General features: G+C 71.4%; 20 protein-coding genes. 12 read left to right on the top strand and 8 right to left on the bottom strand.

Translation table 11 applies throughout. The features are described from left to right. Positions 1-12: 12 nt before the first annotated feature. The 3 genes from HUT10_RS26800 to HUT10_RS26790 all read left to right on the top strand — a co-directional run bounded on the left by HUT10_RS26800 (position 13) and on the right by HUT10_RS26790 (position 3334). A complete protein-coding gene (locus HUT10_RS26800; protein ID WP_176173732.1) occupies positions 13-1803 on the top strand; it encodes a cation acetate symporter in 1791 nt (596 codons plus the stop codon). Positions 1804-1934: 131 nt separating this feature from the next. Next, a complete protein-coding gene (locus HUT10_RS26795; protein WP_086847539.1) occupies positions 1935-2294 on the top strand; it encodes a rhodanese-like domain-containing protein in 360 nt (119 codons plus the stop codon). A gap of 2 nt (positions 2295-2296) precedes the next feature. Beyond that, complete coding sequence (locus HUT10_RS26790; protein WP_176173731.1) at positions 2297-3334, top strand: DUF4328 domain-containing protein; 1038 nt, start codon at positions 2297-2299, stop codon at positions 3332-3334. On the opposite strand, the gene HUT10_RS26785 is transcribed toward HUT10_RS26790, so the two are convergent. Continuing rightward, complete coding sequence (locus HUT10_RS26785) at positions 3331-3921, bottom strand: TetR/AcrR family transcriptional regulator (RefSeq protein ID WP_176173730.1); 591 nt, start codon at positions 3919-3921, stop codon at positions 3331-3333. The two genes, HUT10_RS26790 and HUT10_RS26785, sit on opposite strands and share 4 nt — an antisense overlap. A gap of 95 nt (positions 3922-4016) precedes the next feature. Between HUT10_RS26785 and HUT10_RS26780 the strand changes: the two genes are divergently transcribed. Together HUT10_RS26780 and mca are read left to right on the top strand one after the other, a co-directional pair. Then, positions 4017-5363 (top strand): DHA2 family efflux MFS transporter permease subunit, encoded by a 1347-nt coding sequence (locus tag HUT10_RS26780; RefSeq protein WP_254897043.1) that lies wholly within the window; start codon positions 4017-4019, stop codon positions 5361-5363. 456 nt (positions 5364-5819) lie between these two features. Continuing rightward, positions 5820-6662, top strand: coding sequence for a mycothiol conjugate amidase Mca (gene mca, locus HUT10_RS26775; RefSeq protein ID WP_176173728.1), 843 nt, complete (start codon positions 5820-5822; stop codon positions 6660-6662). Positions 6663-6825: 163 nt separating this feature from the next. Here mca and HUT10_RS26770 read toward each other — a convergent pair whose 3' ends face one another. Beyond that, positions 6826-7992, bottom strand: a complete 1167-nt coding sequence (locus HUT10_RS26770) for a cytochrome P450 (RefSeq protein ID WP_176173727.1) — start codon at positions 7990-7992, stop codon at positions 6826-6828. A gap of 53 nt (positions 7993-8045) precedes the next feature. On the opposite strand from HUT10_RS26770, the gene HUT10_RS26765 reads away from it, so the two are divergent. The 4 genes from HUT10_RS26765 (at position 8046) to HUT10_RS26750 (ending at position 11136) form a co-directional block, all read left to right on the top strand. Further along, the gene (locus tag HUT10_RS26765) at positions 8046-8927 is read left to right on the top strand and encodes a DUF5926 family protein (protein WP_176173726.1); all 882 of its coding nucleotides are present in this window, start codon (positions 8046-8048) and stop codon (positions 8925-8927) included. Between the two features lie 329 nt (positions 8928-9256). After that, positions 9257-9610: a DUF952 domain-containing protein gene (locus HUT10_RS26760; protein ID WP_176173725.1), complete on the top strand. Its 354-nt coding sequence runs from the start codon at positions 9257-9259 to the stop codon at positions 9608-9610. Between the two features lie 207 nt (positions 9611-9817). Further along, a complete protein-coding gene (locus HUT10_RS26755; protein ID WP_176173724.1) occupies positions 9818-10324 on the top strand; it encodes a SigE family RNA polymerase sigma factor in 507 nt (168 codons plus the stop codon). Next, positions 10321-11136: a hypothetical protein gene (locus tag HUT10_RS26750; protein ID WP_176173723.1), complete on the top strand. Its 816-nt coding sequence runs from the start codon at positions 10321-10323 to the stop codon at positions 11134-11136. Before HUT10_RS26755 ends, HUT10_RS26750 begins: the two co-directional genes overlap by 4 nt. Before the next feature lie 93 nt (positions 11137-11229). On the opposite strand, the gene HUT10_RS26745 is transcribed toward HUT10_RS26750, so the two are convergent. From HUT10_RS26745 to HUT10_RS26735, 3 genes are all read right to left on the bottom strand, one after another. After that, positions 11230-11784, bottom strand: coding sequence for a ferritin (locus HUT10_RS26745; protein ID WP_176173722.1), 555 nt, complete (start codon positions 11782-11784; stop codon positions 11230-11232). A gap of 150 nt (positions 11785-11934) precedes the next feature. Then, positions 11935-13122: an arginine deiminase gene (locus HUT10_RS26740; protein ID WP_176178019.1), complete on the bottom strand. Its 1188-nt coding sequence runs from the start codon at positions 13120-13122 to the stop codon at positions 11935-11937. 41 nt (positions 13123-13163) lie between these two features. Next, positions 13164-13976, bottom strand: a complete 813-nt coding sequence (locus HUT10_RS26735; RefSeq protein ID WP_176173721.1) for a CPBP family intramembrane glutamic endopeptidase — start codon at positions 13974-13976, stop codon at positions 13164-13166. Positions 13977-13998: 22 nt separating this feature from the next. Here HUT10_RS26735 and HUT10_RS26730 point away from each other — a divergent pair, with 22 nt between their 5' ends. Then, the gene (locus tag HUT10_RS26730) at positions 13999-14460 is read left to right on the top strand and encodes a PPOX class F420-dependent oxidoreductase (protein WP_176173720.1); all 462 of its coding nucleotides are present in this window, start codon (positions 13999-14001) and stop codon (positions 14458-14460) included. Here HUT10_RS26730 and HUT10_RS26725 read toward each other — a convergent pair. Beyond that, positions 14452-15246 (bottom strand): DUF2470 domain-containing protein, encoded by a 795-nt coding sequence (locus HUT10_RS26725; protein WP_176173719.1) that lies wholly within the window; start codon positions 15244-15246, stop codon positions 14452-14454. The genes HUT10_RS26730 and HUT10_RS26725 overlap by 9 nt on opposite strands. A 151-nt stretch (positions 15247-15397) precedes the next feature. Between HUT10_RS26725 and HUT10_RS26720 the strand changes: the two genes are divergently transcribed. Together HUT10_RS26720 and HUT10_RS26715 are read left to right on the top strand one after the other, a co-directional pair. Beyond that, positions 15398-16426: a hypothetical protein gene (locus tag HUT10_RS26720; protein WP_176173718.1), complete on the top strand. Its 1029-nt coding sequence runs from the start codon at positions 15398-15400 to the stop codon at positions 16424-16426. 490 nt (positions 16427-16916) lie between these two features. Further along, the gene (locus HUT10_RS26715; RefSeq protein WP_217709646.1) at positions 16917-18131 is read left to right on the top strand and encodes an MFS transporter; all 1215 of its coding nucleotides are present in this window, start codon (positions 16917-16919) and stop codon (positions 18129-18131) included. Here the strand turns inward: HUT10_RS26715 and HUT10_RS26710 are convergent. Continuing rightward, entirely contained in the window at positions 18128-18865 is a 738-nt protein-coding gene (locus HUT10_RS26710) for a hypothetical protein (protein ID WP_176173717.1), read from the bottom strand. The two genes, HUT10_RS26715 and HUT10_RS26710, sit on opposite strands and share 4 nt — an antisense overlap. 1 nt (position 18866) lies before the next feature. Continuing rightward, positions 18867-20675 (bottom strand): substrate-binding and VWA domain-containing protein, encoded by a 1809-nt coding sequence (locus HUT10_RS26705; RefSeq protein ID WP_176173716.1) that lies wholly within the window; start codon positions 20673-20675, stop codon positions 18867-18869. Positions 20676-20702: the final 27 nt, after the last annotated feature.

Below are 20702 nucleotides of genomic sequence, written 5' to 3'. Positions count from 1 at the left end.
AGGATTCCTCCCGTGCAGTTGAACCCGTGGGCCTTGACCGGCATCGTGCTGGTCGCCGTGGTGACGCCCTACCTCGGTCTCCGCTCCTCGCGGTCGGCGACGAGCACGCACGATTTCCTGGTCGCGCGGCGCACCGTGCGCTCCCGCCGCAACGCCGCCGCGATCTCCGGCGAATACCTGTCGGCGGCCTCGTTCCTCGGCATCGCCGGAATCGTGCTCAAGGACGGCGCCGACGCGTTGTGGTTCCCGATCGGCTTCACCGCGGGCTACCTGGCGCTGATGCTGTTCGTGGCGGCCCCGCTGCGCCGGTCCGGGGCCTACACGCTGCCCGACTTCGTCGAAATGCGGCTCGGCTCGCAGGGCCTGCGCCGGTTCTCCACGGCGTTCGTCGTCTTCATCGGGATCCTGTACATGGCCCCGCAGCTGCAGGGCGCCGGCCTGACCCTCGCGACGGTGCTGCCGGTGCCGGCCTGGGCGGGCGCGATCGCGGTGATGGTCGTGGTCACGGTCAACGTGATCTCCGGCGGGATGCGCGCGATCACCGTGGTCCAGGCGTTCCAGTACTGGCTCAAGCTGTTCGCCATCGCGGTGCCGGCGTTCGTGCTGTGCGTGGTCTTCTTCACCGGCGGCAGCCCGGACGGGTTCCGGCCGCTCGGCGCCCCCGCGCCGCCGGTGTTCGTCACCGACACCACGGTCGACGTGCAGACCGACGTCACCCTGCGCGTCACCGCGGACACCTACCTCTACGCCTACGGCCGCACCGACAACGGCCCGGCGGCCGGGCCGACGCACTGGACCCCGCTGGCGCCGCACACGGTGTCCGAAGGCACCAAGCTGAAGTTCATGGCCGGCACGCCGGTCCCGGTGGTCGCCGACTCCGTCGCCGACAACGCGGACTGGCTGCACCCGGCCTCCGGCAGCCTCACCGACCTGCTCCAGACGTACTCGCTGATGTTCGCGACGTTCCTCGGCACGATGGGCCTGCCGCACGTGCTGGTGCGCTTCTACACCAACCCGGACGGCAAGGCCGCCCGCCGCACGACCGTGCACGTCCTGCTGCTGCTCGGGCTGTTCTACCTGTTCCCGACGCTGCTGGGCGCGCTGTCGCGGATGTACGTCCCCGAGCTGCTGGTGACCGGCAAGACGGACGCGGCGATCCTGCGGCTGCCCTCGGCGATCCTGCCCGGGGTCGGCGGCCAGATCCTCGGCGCGGTCACCGCGGCCGGCGCGTTCGCCGCGTTCCTGTCCAGCACGTCCGGGCTGCTGGTGAGCGTGGCCGGAGTGGTCTCGACCGACCTGCTGCCCGGCCGGGTGCGGGACTTCCGGGTGGCGGCCGGGCTGGTCGCGCTGTTCCCGATCGGGCTGGCGGTCGCGCTGCGGCCGGATGACATCTCGCTGTCGATCGGGCTGACGTTCGCCCTCGCCGCGTCGACGTTCAGCCCGCTGCTGGTGCTGGGCATCTGGTGGCGCAAGCTGTCCTGGCCGGGCGCGCTGGCCGGGATGTTCGTCGGCGGCGGCCTGGTGCTGGCCGCGCTGGTGGTCAACGTGGTGAGCGGCTACACCGGCGGCTGGGCGCCCTGGTTCGTCAACCAGCCCGCGCTGATCACCGTGCCGGCCGCCTTCGTGACGACGTACCTGGTCAGCCGCGTGACCGGGTACGGCCGCCCGGAGCACGTCCACGACATCATGCTCCGGCTGCACGCCCCGGACCCGCTCGGCTTCATGCGCGACCGAGCCGTCGCCCGGTTCGGCCAAGCCGAGGAGAAAACCCGCGTCGCCGGCCGCGGCCGCCACCGCAAGTAACCCGTGTCGCCCTCCCAATCACGCGTGTCGCCCCTCCAATCACGCGTGATGCCCTCCCGATCACGCGTGCGGCCCGGAACCGCACGGGTGATCGGCTACCTCACGCGCGGGCAACGCCTCCGTATGGCAGCATGGGAATCGTGGTGAGCCCTGCTGAACTGCCGACCGCCGAGGTCCGCGACCTGCCCAAGGACGGCCTCGTGCTGCTCGACGTCCGCGAAGACGACGAATGGGCCGCCGGGCACGCGCCCGGCGCGGTGCACATCCCGATGGGGGAGCTGCCCGCCCGCGTCGGCGAGCTGGCCGACCTGCCCGACGACCAGCCGATCCACGTGATCTGCCGCAGCGGCGGCCGGTCCGCGCGCGCGGCCGCGTGGCTGAACCAGAGCGGCTGGGACGCGGTGAACGTGGCCGGCGGCATGGGCGCGTGGCAGCGCGAAGGCCGTCCGATGGTCGGCGAGCACCCCGGCATCGAACCCGAAGTGATCTAGCCTTGCACCCGGGGCAGCCTCCCGCCGGGCAGCCGTACCCGCCCGGGTACTGGCCGCGCCAGGCGCCGCCGCCGTCCGCCCAGCAGCTGCAGGGCCGGACACTGGCCGCCCAGCCGGAGCCCTACCCCTACCACCGCCGTCCGGCGTACCGGCCGAAGCTGCGCTGGGTGGCGACCCCGCCGCCCGGTGCGTGGCCACGCCGCCGCGTCGTCGCGCCCGAGCCGTACCTCGGCCCGCCGTCGTACCCGGTGCCGCCGCGCTGGGGGTTCCCGAACCTGGTCTGGCGACGCCCGACGTCGGTGCCCGGCACGGCGTCCGACGAGATCCGCCCGATCGACCGGGTGCCGGTGCTCAGCCGCAGCGTGGTCGTCGTCCTCTTCGCGTTCGCGGTGTTCGCGCTGGCCGTGGCCGGTGCGGAGATCTGGCGGTACGTGCTGCTGGTCCAGGGCCGTGATTCCGCGCTGTCCCGCTCGGTGGTGGCTTTCTCCGACGGCTTCGTGCTGGCCGCGGGCCTGCTCGCCTCGATCCTCGCGCTGCTGCCCGCGGGGCTGTCGCTGTGGTGGCTGCTGGTCGCGCGCCAGGCGGCGGCGGACGTGTCGGGCGACGACCCGCCGCGGCCGCTGTGGCAGGTGCTGGTCGGCGTGCTCGTGCCGGTGGCGAACCTGCCGCTGGCGCTGTCGGTCGTCGGCGAGCTGGAGCACGCGGTGCTGGGCCGCGCGCGGGACGTCCGGCCGAAGCCGTCGCGGCAGGTGCTCGTGTGGTGGGGTGCCTGGCTGCTGAACTGGATCCTGCTGGGCGTGTCGATCGCCTGGCGTTTCCGCGACGACGTGCAGTCGATGGCGGACAGCGTCGTCCTGGTCGCGCTGACCGACCTGTCGGCGGTCGCGCTGGCCGTGCTGACGGCCTTGCTGGTGCGGCGGTTCTCCGCGCTGCTGGCGCCGTCGGACGCCCGGGACGTGCGCGAGATGCGCGTGCTGAAGGTGCAGGGCGCGCCGGAGCCGGAACTGCGGACTTCGCGGCCGGCCGGCGCCGCGCGCTAGTACCGCCCGAAGACCGGTTCCAGCTGGTCGAAGGCCTGTTCCGCGATGGGCCACAGCTCGTCGACGATGGCTTCCCCGTTTTCCAGGGTCCGGTCGAAGACCTCCTGGAACAGCAGGCGCAGGACCGTCGCGAGGTGGGCCGCGGCGAGTGCCGGGTTGAGCTCCTCTTCGGGGTGGCGCCGGATGAGGAGGTCGATCAACGCCGACTCGCGTTCGCGGTGCATCTCGTGCAGCGCGTTCGTCAGGACCGGGCTCTCCTTGATCATCCGCACGAAGCCGGGGCCGGAGAAGCCGACCAGCGCGTGCTCGGCGCCCAGCGCTTCGAAGTAGAGCTCGCGCGTGTCGTGGAAGACGCTGTCGCGGATCAGGGCGGCGGGCCAGGACGCGAAGTCTTCGCGGATGTCGAAGACCAGGTCTTCCTTGCGCGGGAAGTGGTTCGTCACGGTCATCTTGGCGACCCGCGCCTCGGCGGCGATGTCCGCGATCGTCACGTCCTCGAAGCCGTTGCGGATGAACAGCCGGGTGGCCACGTCGGAGATGGTCTTCCGGGTCTCGTGCTTCTTCTGGGCCCGCAGTCCCTCGCTCATGGCGTCACTCTACTGGGTCGGACCCAAGATTGTGCTTGACCCAATGAGTGGGTCGAACCTAATCTGAGGTTCGACCTAATCAACCGGGGGTGGGCATGACAACGGCGGTACGACCCGATGCGGCGCTGTGGCGGCTCGGCGGGGTGCTGATCATGGGCGCGGTGCTGTCGATCCTCGACGCGACGATCGTGACGGTCGGGATCGGTTCGATCGCCCGTGACCTGGAGAGCCCGCTGACGACGGTCCAGTGGGTGGCGAGCGCGTACCTGCTCGCGGCCTCGGCGGCCATCCCGCTGTCGGGCTGGCTGACGGACCGTTTCGGTGGTCGCGCGGTCTGGCTGGCGGCGGTGGCGATCTTCACGGCGGGCACCCTGCTGTGCGGCTTCGCCTGGTCGGCGCCGGCCTTGATCGCGTTCCGCGTGCTGCACGGGCTGGGCGGCGGGTTGATGCAGCCGGTCGGCCAGGCGGTGTTCGCCCAGGCGGCGGGCCCGGCGCTGGGCCGGATGATCGGCGTGATCACCCTCCCGGCCACGGTGGCCCCGGTACTGGGCCCGATGCTCGGCGGCGCACTGGTGGCGGACTTCGGCTGGCGCTGGATGTTCTTCGGCATCGTCCCGCTGGGAGTGGCAACGTTCCTCTGCGCCCGCCGCCTCCTCCCGGCCCCGGCCCCCGACGGCACGGCCGCACCTCTGGACGTCCGGGGAATCGCGCTGCTGTCGCCCGGGCTCGGCAGCTTCGTCTACGGCTTGGCCGAGGGAGTGGCGGTCGCCTGGCTGGCCGGGGCTGTGTTGCTGGTGGCGTACGGCATCCACGCGTCCCGCACGGCGTCACCGGTGCTCGACCTGGCGTTGTTCCGGAACAAGGGATTCGCGGTGGCGAGCGGGAGCACGTTCCTGCTGGGGGCGTCGCTGTACAGCTCGATGTTGCTGCTCCCGCTGTACTACGAGCACGTGGAGCGGGCGAGCCCACTGCGGGCCGGCCTGTTGCTGGCCCCTCAGGCTCTGGGCTCAGCGGCGGTGATGCTGGCAAGCGGCCGCTTGCTGTCCCGCTTCGGCCCGCGTCGCCTGATGCTGGGCGGAATAGCTTTGTCCCTGCTGGGCACGATCGCCTTCGCCTGCGTGGCCGCAGAACCTGGCGGCGCGGTGCTGACACTGTCCCTCTTGATCCGAGGAGTCGGCCTGGGAGCGGCAACGGCCCCGGGGATGACAACGCTCTACGGCTCACTGAAGAAGCCCGACATCCCCAGGGCGGCCAGCGCGTTCAACGTGGTCAACCGCATCGGAGGCTCGCTGGGGACGGCCCTCCTGGCCGCGATCCTCCACCACGAGCTCACCGCCGCACCGGCCCCCACGGCCTTCGGCACCACGTTCACCTGGGCCCTCGCCCTGTCGGCGTTGACCCTGATCCCGGCCCTGTTCTTCCCCCAAAGAAGCCCACATTGACTCCCGTTCCGACCAGATCCCAGCCCGACGACCTCGGCCACCTCCGCCGCAACCTCACGCCGCCGCCCCGGCCCACCGAGCGCCGCCGACCCCCAGGCCCCGATTCTCGCTCTTCCCGGCAGCGACCGTTCGCCGCCACCTCACCCCCTGCACCCGCCCACCGAGCGCCGCCGAGCCCGGTTCCCGCGCTTTCCTAGGCGGCGACCCTTCGCCGCGAACTGACCGCGCCGCGCGCCACCGAGCGCCTCCGGCCTCGATTCCCGCCCCTTCCCTGATCGGCGACCTTTCGGCGCGAGCTCACTCCGCCGCGCCCGCACTGAGCGCAGTCGGCCCCGGCCCCAGTTCTCGCCCGTCCCCTGAGCGGCGACCCTTCGCCGCTCCCTTACCCGCCGCACCCGCCCACCGAGCGCCGCCGGCGCCGTCCCCGATTCCCGCACCTTCCGAAGGAGCCCCCGGATGACCTTCCGCCTGCTGAGCGTTCACGCCCACCCGGACGACGAGTCCAGCAAGGGTGCAGCCACGCTGGCCCGCTACGCCGCCGAAGGAGTCGACGTCCTGGTGGCCACCTGCACCGGCGGCGAACGCGGCGACATCCTCAACCCGGCCCTCGACACAGCCGAGACATGGGCGGACCTACCGGCGATCCGCCGTCGCGAAATGGCCGCGGCTGCCGAAATCCTGGGCGTCCGCCAACGTTTCCTCGGCATGGTCGACTCCGGCCTCCCCGACCCCGGCGAGCCTCTGCCCGAAGGCTGCTTCGCCGCCCTAACCCTGGCCGAGGCAGCGGCACCCCTGGTGGCCCTGATCCGCGAGTTCCGCCCCCACGTGGTGATCACGTACGACGAAACGGGCGGCTACCCCCACCCGGACCACATCCGCACCCACGAGATAACAACCGAAGCCTTCACCGCGGCCGCCGACCCCACCCGCTATCCCGGCACCGGCGAGCCCTGGCGCCCCCAAAAGCTGTACTACCAAGCAACTCTGAGCCGAGCCTGGTTCGAGGCCATCCACAAGGCAACCGTCGCCGCCGGCCTGGAGTCCTCAATGGCCGAAGTCCTGAACGAACTCCCAGCCGACAAACTCCCCATCACCACCAAAATCCGCTGCGAATCCCACTTCGCCACCCGCGACCGTGCCCTCTTGGCCCACCAGACCCAAGTGGACCCGGCCCACCCGTTTTTCACCCACTCAAGAGAAATCGAACGCCAGACCTGGCCCCACGAGGACTACCACCTGGCCCACCCAACCCCCGGCCCCGAAGTGGAAGACGACCTCTTCACCGGAGTAACCCCATGAAGCCCCGCCAATCACACGTGAAGCCCGCCCAATCACGTGTGAAGCCCGCCCAATCACACGAGATCCGCCCAGAATCACGCGAGTTCCGCCTTCAATCACACGGAAACCGGCCCCGATCACGCGAGTCCCGCCCCGAATCACGCATGACCCGGGCGGGACCCCATCACACCGTGACCCGAAGCTCCCGCAACCCACGAATAACGAACTCCGGCCGCCGAGCCGGCGCCTCCACCAACCGCAACCCCGGCAACTTCTCCGCCAGAGCACTCAACGCGGCAGCGATCTCTACCCGAGCAAGAGGAGCACCCACGCAGTAGTGAATCCCCATCCCGAACCCCAGGTGAGCGTTCGGCGCCCGCCCGATGTCCAGCCGATCCGGCTCCTCGAACACCTCCGGGTCCCGGGCCGCGGCACCCAGCAACGCGCCGATCTTCTGTCCACGCGGCACGACATACCCACAAATCGACACGTCCTCCGTCGCCGTCCGCTCGAACAGCTGCAGCGGCGCGTCGAACCTGATCAGCTCCTCGACACACGAATCCAGAAGGGCAGGTGAGGCCAGCAAGCGCTCCCACTGGTCCCGGTGCGTGAGCAGGGCCGTGATGCCGTTACCGAGCACGTTGACCGTCGCCTCGTGGCCGGCCATCAGCAGCAACACCGCTGTGGCCACCAGCTCGTCGGGCGTCAGCTCGCTGCGCAGCAGATCGCTGATGATGTCGTCGCCCGGTGTATCCGCGCGGGCCGCGGCGACCGAACGGACGTAGTCGACGAACTCGGCCGCGGCCCGCTCGGCCGCGTCGCGTCCTTCCTCGGGCAGGCCGTACTCGTACATCTTCACGATCGCGTTGGACAGCTGGACCATCCGCGGCCCGTCGGTGCCGGGGACACCCAGCAGCTCGGCGATCACCGCGACCGGCAGCGGCTGGGCGAGGTGCTCGAGGAGGTCGGCACTCCCGTCCGCGGCGATCGCGGCCGCGAGGTCATCGACCATCCGGGAGGCGAGCGTGGCGACCATCGGACGCAGCCGCTGCACGTGGCCGCGGCCGAACGCGCCCGCGATCAGGCGGCGCAGGCGGGTGTGGGCCGGCGGCTCGTTCTCCAGCAGCGAGTTGCGGTGCAGCAGGTTGAACGAGGCGAACCGCTCGAGCGGCTGGGCGTCCTGCCAGATCCGGCCCAGGCCGCGGTGCCGCAACACGGCCGACGACGCGGCGTGCGACACCGCGATGGCGATGCCCAGCCCTTCGTGGAAATGGACTTCGCCTTGTGCGCGCAGCGCGGCGAACGCCGGGTACGGGTCATCGAGGAACGCGGGATCGCGGGGGTCGAACACGTCGCGAGACTAACCCTTCGATAGCGTCTCAAGCCGAGCCAGAGGAGGCAGCAGTGGGCAAGGGCGCGCGCAAGAAGGGTCCCAAGCAGGCGTCGGACCGCAAGCCGAAGGTGCGCGACGTCTTCGTCGGCCAGCCGTTCGAGGGGCTGGCGGCGGAGCCCGAGCTGATCGCGCTGCGCGAGTTCGTCCCGTCCGCGACGGCCCAGCTCACCCTCGCCGACGGCGGCGACGTCACCCTCGGCACGGTGCTGCCCATGGCGGCGGCCGCGTTCGTCCGCTCGGACGGACGGCGATACCTCGGCCTGCAGGTGCAGACCCGCTCGTCCGACATCAGCCGTGACCTCGGCCGGTCGCTGAAGTGGCTGCTGGACGCCAAGGAGGGCGACGTCCTCGGCGTGCCGGACACCACCACCCCGCCGTCCGCCGACGAGCACGCGCGGCTGCAGGACCTGCTGGCGCCGGGCGCGGAGCTCGACGTCACGCTGCACACCGACTTCGGCTGGTGGCTGCCCGAGGACGCGGACGCGACCGGTGACGTCGCCGTGTCGCTCGAGCGCGCGAACGCCGCGATCATGCCCACCGAACGGCTCGGCTCGGGCGCCTACTGGGTCCTCGCCGGCGAGAAGGCGCACCTGCGCTGGGTCCGGCCGGAGCCGGAAAACCTGCTGCTCCAGGCCCTCGCCCGGCTGTCCGCGGCCGGCGAACTCGGCCTCGGCGAGGGCTCGCGGTACGCGGGTTCCTTCCGCGCGCACGGCCTGCTCGTCCCGGTCTGGGACCTCGACCCCGAGGCCCACGCCCGCGAGTGGGCGGACGCGAAGGAAGCCCTCGGCACCCGCCTCGAGACGGCGCTGAAGTCCCTCGACGACGAGCCCCTGAACGCAACCGAGCGCCGCGCCCGCGACGGCCTCATCGGCCGCCAGCTGACCCTGCGCTAACCCGCCGGCCGCCGACCGACGCACCGGTCGGCGGCCAAACCGGTCGATGACCTGGTGCAACCCAGGCCGCGACCGGCGCGAACCCCAGCCTCGGCCCGGCGGCCAAACCGGCCGCCGAAGGTTCGCCCACCTCGCCGCCGACCCGGCAGCAACCCCAAGGTGCGCTGACCCGGAAACCTCCCCGCCACCCGGCCGGACTAACCCGTCGGCAGGTGCCGGACCATCGGTACGAACCGGGGGTCCTCCACCCGCTCGATGAGCGTTCAACCAGGCATTATGTGGCGCACGAGACACCGCCGCCGGTTCGTGCCGGTGGGACCATTCTCGACGTGATACTCCACATCTGCGGGGCGGCCGACTGGGCCGAAGTGGGCGAGGGCGGCGAGTACCGGGATCCGTCCCTGGAGGAAGTCGGGTTCATCCACTGCTCCGACTTCGGCACGGCTACCCTGCCGGCCAACATCCGGTTCCGGGGTCGCACCGACCTCGTGCTGCTCGAAATCGATCCGGCGAAGGTCGACGCGCCGGTCCGCTGGGAAGACGGCGTGCCGCCGCACCCGGCCGGGATCTGGTTCCCGCACGTCTACGGGCCGATCCCGCACGCTGCCGTGGTCGGCGTGCACGAATTCCGTGAGTCCGAGGGCGCCGGCTTCCGGCTGCCCGACTCGCTCGCCCACCGCTGACGTGGGCAGATCAGCGCCCGGCCGACCAAGAGGGAATTCGGCCGGGAACGCAGGCAACCTGAGGGGGCTGTGATGCGTGTTGGGGAGGAAAGCGAGCCGGCTTCCGGCTACCCGACCCCGATGGGAGGCGATACGGTGACCGCTGCGGCACCCGTCCTCACCGGGGGAGACGCCTGGGTGAGCGCAGGCCGAGGGAGGGCCGCGACGTTGGCTGGCGAGTTCGTCGACTTCGGCGAGTTCGTGCAGGCCACCTTGCCGGGTTTGCTGCGGTACGGCCACGCGCTGACCGGCAACCCGCACGACGCCGCGGACCTGGTCCAGACCGTGCTGGAGAAGATCGGCTCGCGCTGGACGTACGTCCACGAGAAGACCGGCGACCCGCTGGCCTACGTCCGCCGGTCCATGGCGAACGCGCACGTGAGCCGCTGGCGGCGGACGCGGCGGGAGAACCTCGTTGCCGACCTGCCGGACACCAGCCCGCACGTGCCGGCCGATCCGTTCGAGCACGAGCCGCTGTGGCGTGCGTTACGAACGCTGCCGCCGCGACAACGGGCCGTCATGGTGCTGCGTTATTACGAGGGTCTGTCGGAAGCGGAGATCGCGAGCGCCCTCGGCGTCACGCAGGGCACCGTGAAGAGCCAGGCCAGCAAGGCGATCACGTCGTTGCGGATGAAGCTCAAGTCGGCCGACGGCGAAGGGAGTGGTGCGGGTTGAACATCTCCGAAGACGAACTGGAGCAGCGCCTGCGCGCGCTGTTCGCCGACGAGCGGCTGGACTTGCCCCCACCGCCCGACGCCGGGACGGTCATCGTCACCGGGGCGCGACGGCGTCGTCGCCGTCGGCACGTCGTGCAGGCCGTCGCCGGGGTTGCGGCCGCCGCGGTCGCTGTCGCGGGCGGGCTGACCATGGTCCGGCTGCACACCGAGGACGGCACCGCGGCGATGTCCGCCGCCGGGACCGGAACCAGCGTCAAGCCGCCCGAGGACCTCACGCAGGGCCGGGCGCCGGAGCCGTCGACGCCGGCGGCGCCGACCGGCACCCAGAGCATCAGCGCTTCCGCGCCACCGCAGACGTCGCCGCGGCCGTCGGCCACGCCTCGGCCGACCAAGCTCCCCGCCGTGACCACGGGACCGCTGCTCGCGGCCGACGGTTTCGGCAAGCTCAAGCTGGGCATGTCCGAGGCCGACGTCGCCGCACAGACCATCACGCTCACCGATGCACAGGCCGGCGCCGGCTGCACCGTCTACAAGGCCGAAGGCAGTGGGCTCCCCGCGTCCGCGAGCGTCGTCATTTCGAAGACGTCCGGGCTCGTCGCCGTCACGCCGGACGTGGCCGTGCACACCGCCGAGGGCATCGGTGCCGGGTCCACGAAGGACCAGGTCCTCACCGTCTACCCGGCGGCCAAGGAAGAAGCCGGTGGCGTCGTCGCCCCGGCCGGGGCCGCCGCCGAGTACCGCTTCCGGCTGGGCGAGACCGGCGTCGTGCAGACGAGCCTGACGAGCGTCACCCAGGACTGCGCCGGCTGAACAGACCGAGCCGGCTGAACGACTGGGCCGGCGGCATGCGGAAACCCGGGCTGTCCACAGGGGGAGAGCCCGGGTTTTCCGATTCTCAGAGGATCAGAGCGCGCCGCCGGCCACCGGCGGCATCTGCGAGTCGGTGCCGCCGTCGCCGACGGACTCGCGGTACAGGTGGTTCTCGACCTCGAACAGGTTGCCGTTCGCACGCTTGACGACGTTCAGCAGCGTGTTCATCTGCGAGATCTCTTCGACCTGCTCCTTGAGGAACCACTGCGTGAACTGCTCGCTGATGTAGTCCTCTTCGGCGCGCGCGGCCTTGGCCATCGCGGAGATGTCGGCGGCGACCTCCTTCTCCTGCTCGAGCGCGAGCTCGATGAGCTCGGTCACGCCGGAGAAGTCGTTGCGCACCTCCCCGGTGCCGGGGATCTCGACGTGGTGGTCGCGGTCGAGCATGTACTGCACGAGCGCCATCGCGTGGTTGCGCTCTTCGACGGACTGCTTGTAGAAGTGCTTCGCCAGCTGCGGCAGGTCCTCGGCGTCGAACCACACCGCGAGCGCGATGTACTGCTGGGACGCGTTGAACTCGTTGTGGATCTGCGCCTGCAGCAGTTCGAAGAACTTCGAGCGCGGCTCTTTCTTCTTGGTGAGGGCCATGCAGATCAGAATAGATCAAGATTGGCCGAAATGCCACTCGGCACTGGTGATCTGCCCCCTATTAGGGTTACCATTCCTAAAGAAGACGAGCCTAATTTAAGTAAGCCTTCCCTAAATCACGAAAGCAATTTAGGGAAGGGTTGCTTTTGTTCAGTGCAGGGGATCGCGGCGGATCGGGCAGGACATGCACCGCGGCCCGCCCCGGCCGGAGCCGAGTTCGGAGCCCGCGATCGGCAGCACCTCGATGCCGGCCGCCTCCAGCCGCTCGTTCGTCTCGACGTTCCGCTCGTAGCCGACGACCACGCCGGGCGCCAGCGCGAGGGTGTTGTTGCCGTCGTCCCACTGCTCGCGCTCGGCCGTCACGGGGTCGAGGCCGGTGTCGATGACACGCAGCCGGTCGATCTCCATCGCCTCGGCCGCGGCCACCAGGAACGGGGCCGGGCCGGCCACCTTCACCCCGCCGTCGCCGGTCGGGCGCAGCGTGAACGCCGTCAGCGAGTCGCGCGCCAGCGGGTACATCACCACCGCGTCGGCGTCGACCATCGTGCACACCGTGTCCAGGTGCATGGTCGCGCGGGACTGCTCGATCGGCACCGCCAGCACGGTGTGCGCGATGCCGTCGGCGAACACCGACCGCGCCAGCGACTCGGCACCCGCGGCCGTCGTCCGCTCGCCGACGCCGATGGCGAGCACGCCCGGCGCCAGCAGCATTACGTCGCCGCCTTCGATCGGCGCCGAATGGGCGCCGTAGGCGCGGGCGGCGTGGCGGAACTGCGGGTGGTAGGCGTAGATCAGGTCGAGCACCGCGGTCTCGCGGCGGCGCGCGGGCATGTTCAGCGACGAAATCGCCACCCGGTCGGCGATCCACACCGACGAGTCGCGGGTGAACAGCAGGTTCGGCAGCGGATCGACGGCGAAGTCGTGCGGGTGGTTCATCATCCGCACCAGCGACGCGCCCTCGGCCGACGGCAGTTCCTCGAACGTCATCCCGGCCATCAGCACCTCGGCGAGGCCGGCCGCGTCGACGCTCGAGAGGTGCGAACGCAGCGAGTCGGCCAGGTCGCCGCCGAGCCGCCGGTCGTCGACCGCCGCGTGCACGCCCGCCGCGTGGGCCCGGTCGTCCTCCAGCGCCGTCCGGAGCGCGTCGGCCAGCAGCAGGACGCTCACCCCGCGGCCGCGCAGCACCTCGGCGAACGCGTCGTGCTCGTCCTGGGCCCGGTCGACCCACGGGATCGAGTCGAACAGGAGCTGGTCGTTGTTGCGGGGCGTCAGCCTTTTGAGCTCGTTGCCGGGCCGGTGTAGCAGCACCGCGCGCAGGGGTCCGACTTCGCTGTCCACCCGGGGAGGTGCCGTTTCGTCGATCACCCCCCAGATCCTAGTCAGGGCAGCCAGGAAACGTGTCCCTTGAGCAGCGAGTATCCGACGAACGACACGAAGTCGAACAGCGTGTGGGCGGCGACCAGCGGCCACAGCCGGTTGGTCTTCTGCCACAGCCGTCCGAACACCAGTCCCATGATCAGGTTTCCGACGAACCCGCCGAACCCCTGGTACAGGTGGTACGACCCGCGCAGCACCGCGGCGCCGAGCAAGGCGTTGTTCTCGCGGACGCCGAGCTGCCGCAGCCGGGTCAGCAGGTAGCCGATGACCAGCACTTCCTCGGCGAACGCGTTGCCGAACGCCGAGAGCGTCAGCGTGATCGGCCGCCACCACGTATCGCCCAAAGTGGACGGTTGCACGGCCAGGCTGAACCCGAGGTGGTAGGAGACGAAGTAGAGCGCCAGTCCCGGGATCCCGATCAGCGCGGCGAGCCCGACGGTCAGCAGCGCGTCCCGGCCCGGCGACCGGCGGTCCAGGCCGAGCTGAGCGACCTTGATGCCCGCGCGCCACAGCAGGTACAGCCCGAGTGCGCCCCAGCCGACCAGCTGCGCGGCCGACAGCAGCTGCTTGAGCAGGTCGATCAGGCTCGCCGCGGCCTGCGGCACGTTCAGCTGGGTCTGCTGCTGGGCCAGCGGCACCGGCTGCAACAGCGAGTCCACAAGGGACAGCAGGCTGCGCACGCCGGACAGGCCGAGCGTGATCCCGAAGACGATCAGCAGCTCGAGCTTGATCGCGCGGCGCTCGCGCGGGTCGTCGATCGGCTCCGGGAACGACGGCCGGGCCGGGGCCAGCCACGATCGCGCGGTGAACGTCATGGACGCACGCTACCTTCGGGGTATGCCGAGGAGCATCGCCACCAACGAAACCGTCGACCGTGCCGCGCTGGTCGAGTTCCTGTCGACCCGCCACCGCGCGATCCTGCTGACCACGAAGGCCGACGGCGGCCCGCAGCTCTCGCCGGTCACCTGCGGCGTCGACGCCGAGGGCAGGCTGGTCATCTCGACCTACCCGAAGCGCGCGAAGGTCGTGAACGTCAAGCGCAACCCGAAGGTGTCGGCCTGCATCCTGTCCGACGAGTGGAACGACCAGTGGGTGCAGCTGAACGGCACCGCCGAGGTGCTGGACATCCCGGAATCGGTCGAGCCGCTCGTGGAGTACTTCCGCGCCATTTCCGGCGAACACCCGGACTGGACCGAATACCGCGAGGCCATGGTCAAGCAGGGCAAGAGCATCATCCGCGTGACGATCGAAAGCTGGGGGCCGATCGCGAAGGGCGGCTTCCCCGCCGAACTAGCCTGACCGCCCGCGCAGGAACGGGCAGCCGACGAGCCGGCGCAGCTCCGACGCGAGCTGCGCCGGGTTCTCGACGGACTTCGAGAACGCCAGCCGCACGTCGTGGTCGCCGGTGGCGGACTCGACGCGCAGCCGCAGCCCGAACCGGTCGAGCCCGAGCGGGCGGATCCGGCCGCCGCGCAGCTCCGCCGGCAGGTGCTTGGCCAGCTGCTCGACGACGTCGGCGTGGTCGCTCTCCAGGTGCCGCAGCCAGTGGGCCTCGTAGTCGTGGAACGGGTCGGGCGGCGCGGCGCTGAACATGTGCGGGCGCAGCGAGTGCGTGCCCTCGGCGTCGGCGAGCACGAGCGACGCCGGGGTGAGCCGCAGCAGCGTGACGCCGTGGCCGACGTCGAGGAGCCGCTCGTCCGGCCGCGTTTCGGCGATCGCCACCGCTCGCGAACGGGCCGAAACCGGTGAAAGCGGCCGCAGCCAGCCGGTGATCCACAGCAGCCCGCGGATCGGTTCCCGCAGGGCGACCGGGGCCTGGTCGGCGAGCTCGACCATCACGGCCAGCTCGCCGCGCTGGGTCTGCTTCGCCGCCCGGACCATCGGGTGCTCGTCGGGCAGCAGCACGCTGACGCTGCCGCTGTGGTGCACGTGGTGCAGGAGCGGCACGACGCGCTCGCCGTCGAGGTCCGCGCGGTCGCAGGTCGGCAGCAACGACGCGGGGCCGTTGCGGGTCGCGATCGTCTTGGCGCGCTCGGCGGGGTTCGGCGCCGGCGGGCGGCGGACGGATGTGGGTGCCTCGGTCACGGCTCACCTCCTAGTTAGGTGAGCCTAACCTGAATTCGGCGGTCTGGGTAGTCGTGGCGATCACGTCGTTTCCGTTGACCGGCGCATCCGGTAACGCCGGTGCCCACTTTGCCGAAAAGGGGGTGACAACCCGAGCCCCTGGGGGTTCCGCGTGCCGATCGTCCCGGTCCCCGAGAGCGTCCGCGCTTTCGAGCTCGACCCCGCCATGCCCTCCGGGGCCCTGCCGATCTTCGGCGAGTACCTCGACCGCCTGGGCCGCGACACCGCGAACCAGCGCCTGGTGGCGGGGTTCTTCCTGGCGTTCGGCGTGGTCCAGTTCGTCGCCGGCGCCGGGGTGGCGCTGCTGATCGGCACGTTCGCGCTGGCCGGCGCGATCGAGGCGTGGTGGCTCCACCGCGCGTACGTGCGGGTGCCCGAGGCGCGGCTCAAGCGGGAAGCGTTCCGGCTGGTGGACATCACCGCCGACGGCCTGGTCGCCGCCGGGCGGACGGTCGCCGTCCGCCTGCCGGACGGGCGCTGGCTGCGCGTCCGCCTCGACGAAGCCCACCGGTTGCTGGTGGCAGGCCACCGGCGGGTGTGGCTGCTGGGCCGCGGCCCGAAGGTGTTCGTCGGCTTCTCCGGCGTGGTGCGCCTCCGCCGCGGCCGCGTCCACGACGGCCCGCCGCCGGGCGCGCTCCCGGTGCCCGCACCGGCCGGCTCCGGTTCCCCGAGGCTCGACCCGGTGCTGACGGCCCACCGCCGCCAGATCGCCCGCGACCGCCGCGCGACGGCGGCGTTCCTGCTGGTGCTGGCCGGGTTCGCGGGCTGGGTCGCCCTCGACTTCCCGGCCGTGGGCTGGCTGGCGTGGACGTTCGGCGCGGGCGCACTGCTGGGAGCCGTCGCGGCGGTGCTGCGCGCATTCGCCCACGACCGCCCCTTGGCGGCGGACCACTGGACGGAACTCCGAGCGGTCCTCGACGGCCCGGTCCGCATGACCCGCCACGGAGCGGCCAGGCTCAGCGGCCTGACAATGCTGGCGGACGGCCGCGTGGTCCCGTTCCGCCTCCCCAAGGCCGACCCCTCGATGGCGGCGAACATCGCGGCAACGGGCCGCTTGTGGATCGCGGGCGTACCCCGCCCGGGAGCGGCCAAGACGGGCCTGCCGGGCTACCCGGTACTGGGCACGGTCTGGCTCGGCTGACCCCAGCCCGGCCGCCACGCATCGCTCTTCGCGAGGTGACGCCGGAGGGCGATGAGCCCGGGGTGCGCGTTGCCTCGCCGCCACACCAGCGGATGCGGGTACACCGGTACAGGCGCTTCGATCGGCACGCGCGCAAGCCGTGCCCGGCCGGCCACCACCCCCGGCTCCAGGCACCGACCAAGGTCGCCACCTCGCCGGACTTCGCGATCGTGTCCACGACGACCTCGGTGCCGAAGTTCGAGCCGGTTGCGTCGATCCGCAGGCTGAACGCAGCCGCGAAGTCGGCGTAGTACGCGCCACCGGGCGGCCAGCCACAAGATCGCGACGGCGGCCCCCCGAGGCGATCCCGCCCCGACCACTCAAGCTCGGCCTCCAGGCGAAGTTGTCCACAACCGGTGCCACATGTGCACAACCGGCTTCACCGCAAGATGCCGGCCTCACTGCGGTATGTCGGTTGCCCCGCGCAGCCGGCGCCGCTTTGATCTGGCAGGTGATGCGCGGGCGGTCGCTGGGGCCGCGGTTCAGGTGGCTCTGGTCGGCCTACGCAGTCAGCGCCTTCGGGACCTGGCTCGGCTTCGGGGCCTTCCCCATGCTCGCGATCCTCGTCCTCCACTCCGGACCCGCGGCCGTCTCGGCGCTGGCCGCCGTCGGGCCTGCCGTGGGGGCGCTTGTTGCCGTTCCGCTGGGGCCTTGGGTCGATCGGCGGCGGAAGCAGCCGGTGATGGTGGCCATGGACCTCGTGCGGTTCGGCTCGCTGGTCAGCGTTCCGGCCGCCTATGGCCTCGGTGTGCTGAGCTTCGCCCAGCTGCTGGCCGTCTCGGTGGTCGTCGCCGCGGCGGACATCACCTTCACCTCCGCCAGCGGTGCCTTCCTCAAGGGCCTGGTGCCGCCCGAAGACCTGCTCGTCGCCAACGGCCGGTTCGAGTCCACCAACTGGACCGCCACCGCGCTCGGGCCGCCGCTCGGCGGCGCCGCGTTCGCGCTGTTCGGGCCGGTGACGTCGGTGGTCGCCAACGCCGTCAGCTTCCTGCTCTCCGCGCTCGGGATCCGCGCGATCGGCGGGGACGAACCGCGCCCGCGCAGCGCCACCCGGCTGCGGCCGCGCGATCTCGCCGACGGCTGGCGCTTCCTGCTCGCACACCGGGGACTGCGGCCGCTGCTGTTCAACGCCATGGTGTTCAACGGCCTGGTCATGGGCACCGAACCGCTGCTCGCCGTGCTGATGCTCAACCAGCTCGGGTTCCCGCCCTGGCAGTACGGGCTCGCGTTCGCCGTTCCGTGCCTCGGCGGGCTCGCCGGCTCGCGGCTGACCCCGCGGCTCGTCGCGAAGTTCGGGCGGCACCCCGTCCTGATCACGGCGGGCGCGATCCGGGCGCTCTGGCTGCCCGCTCTGGCGTTCATCCCGGCAGGCACCGGCGGATTGGTCTACGTCATGGTCGTCGAGTTCGGCCTGATCGCCAGCTGCAGCGTCTTCAACCCGGTGCTCGCGACCTACCGGCTCGAACAGCTCCCGGCGGACCGCATCGCGCGGACGCTGTCGGCGTGGTCGGTCAGCACGAAGGCATCGATCGCCACGCTGACTGCGCTCTGGGGGTTGCTCGCCAGTCTGGCCGGGCCGCGGTGGGCGATCGGGATCGCCGGGGTACTCGTGCTGGCGACGCCGCTGTTGCTGCCCCGCCGTGACCGGACGCCGGTGGCCGCCTAACCCAGGGACTTGCGGGTGGCCTGCTCGGTCTCCAGGACGCCCTGCCGGATGCCCTCCAGCTGGTCGCTCAGCTCGCGCACCGCGCCCGTGTCCACCGTGACGTCCGAAGTCGCCGCCGTCAGCTCGGCGACCCTTGCCACCAAGCTGTCCAGGCCGAGTGCGCCCGACTGGAGCTGGGCCAGCAGCTTGTCGCGGGCGCCGGACAGCCGCTGGTGCACGTCCGCCTGGGCCTGGACCGCCGTCAACGCCTGCTCGAGGTCGCCGCGGACCTCCTGGCTCGCCGTGCGCAACTCGCGCTGGAGGCGACGCCGCTCGTGCGCCACCGCCTCCAGGTCGACCCTGGCCAGCGCCTGGCCCGTCGCCGACGCGCGGCCGGCCAAGCGCTGCAGCGTCGACAACGTCTCCCGGACCACCGGCTCCATGTCCGCGACGCGCTCGGCCAGCGGACCCGACGCGAGTGAGCCGCTCAGCGACGCGAAGCCCTCCGCCGCCGCCGATGCCCTGCGGAGCCAGCCCTCCTCGGCCGACCCCGGCGCGACGTCCAGCACTCGTGCTTCCCGCTGCGGTGGCTCCTGCTCCCCGCCCAGCGCCGCCGCGCCCGCACGCGCCGCGAGCACCGCCACGCCGATCCCGAGCGCGGCGACGACCGGCAGCTGCACGGCCCACGCCACCCCGGCCGACGTGGCGGCCAGCAGCAGGCCCCACGGTTCGGCGAGCTCACGGGCGAACTTCATGTCAGAAATTGGAGATCACGGAGGTGAACACCTGGTTGATCGAGTCCGGTTTGGACGAATCGTACTCCGAACCCGCGGTCGCCTCCGCGATCTGCTTCAGCACGTCCTGGTCGGCGTCCGAGCCGTAGGCGATCGTGAACAGCCGGACCGACTCCGCGTTGCCCTCCGGGCGCAGCTGCGGCACCAGGTGCTCGATGTCGATGCCGCCGGAGTCCTCGTTGCGGCCGTCGGTCAGCACCACGACCGCGTTGATCGCCGTCGGGTCCAGGTGGGCCTTCATGTACTCGTACGCGGCCAGCGACGAGTCGTACAACCCCGTGCCGGACTGCGGTGTCAGCCCGCTCAGCCGCATCGCCAGCGTCTCCTTGCCGCCGGTGCCGAGCGGCTGCACCGGGAGCAGCTCCTGGTAGTCCTTGTCGCCGTCGAGGTGGGTCGAGAACTGCCAGAGCCCCACCTGGTCGCGTGGCACGAACTGGCCGAGCGAGTCGATCGCGGCCTGCTTCGCCAGGTCGATCTTGCTCTTGCCGGTGCCCTTGACCTCGTCACCCATCGAGCCCGAGACGTCCACCACGAGCAGGACGTTCGCCTTCTTGCGCAGGTCGGTCCAGGAAGCCAGCAGCTTCGACAGCACCGACGGCGACGGCGGCCGCAGGAAGCTGATCTTCGCCTCCGGGCGGACGCCGTTGGCGGGCGTCGCCTGCGGGCCGGGCTTGCCGTCGAACGACCGGAAGCCGAGCGCGGCGAATTTCGCCTGCGTCTCATCCTGGCGCAGGTAGCCGAGGAAGTCCGCGGCGACCTGCTTGCGCGTCGCGTCCGCCCAGTTCAGCGTGACGAACGGGTGGTCGGAGTTCAGCGTCCCGTCACCCGGGTAGATCGCCACCAGCGGCACCTTCGGCGGCCCGTGCTGCCCGACCTTGGCCGGGTCGTTCGTCGGGTTGCCCTGGTTGTAGCCGATCAGCGAGTTCTCCTCGACGGTGACCGCCGAGATGTAGGACAGCGCCGCGCCTTTGTCGTCGGCCTTCTGCAGGTTGGTCAGGAAGGTGAGCGTGGTGTCGCCGTAGTGCACGATCGCCTGCTCGATGTTCGTGACGAACTGCTTCGCGTCCGGCTTCTCGAGCGCGGCCGCGGTGAGGTCGGACGACGTGCCGGTGGCGGCGTAGTAGGCACCGATCGTCGCGTTCAGGCCCGACGTCGAGATGTTCGGGTTCGTCTTGCCGAGCCGGAACTTGCCCCACTCGGGGTGGCCGTACTTCGCCCAGCCCGCCGGGTCGGTGGCCAGCCCGGCCAGGTCCTTCCAGCCGATCGCCTTGGCGGGCCAGCCGAGCGCCTCGGCCATCGGCTTCGGCATCGCGACGACCAGCGGCGCGTTCGCGACCGACGGCGGGTCGCCGTCCGGCACGATCGAGCCGGTGTCGCCCTTCGCGTTGACGCGCAGCAGGTTGACCCAGCCGCTCGCGGCCGGCGTCCAGACGTCCGGGCGCGGCCCGTCGGTGGCTTCGTTCCAGCCGTTCGCCAGCGCCTGCATGGCCACGCCGGACGACTTCGACCGCACGACCACGTCGACGCAGTGCCCGGCGACCGTCCGCCCGGAGTACGCCTTCGCGGCTTCCTGGACGATCCCGGCCTTCTCCGGGGAGGAGGCGATGGTGAGCGCGACGGCGTCGGCGCCCGAGCACTTCGGCGCTTCGGCGTCGTCGCTCGAGCCGCTGGTCCAGTACCGGATCCCGATGATCAAGGCGATCGCGACCACGATCGCGGCGACGAACGGGAAAATCTTTCTCCTTCGCCGCACCGGCTGGGAATTGATCATCGAGCCCTCCCCGTCTCCGCGTCTGTG

The organism is Amycolatopsis sp. Hca4, assembly GCF_013364075.1.
GTDB lineage: Bacteria > Actinomycetota > Actinomycetes > Mycobacteriales > Pseudonocardiaceae > Amycolatopsis.
Note: the sequence above shows the minus strand (reverse complement) of the source record. Positions and strands in the feature narration are given on the sequence as shown.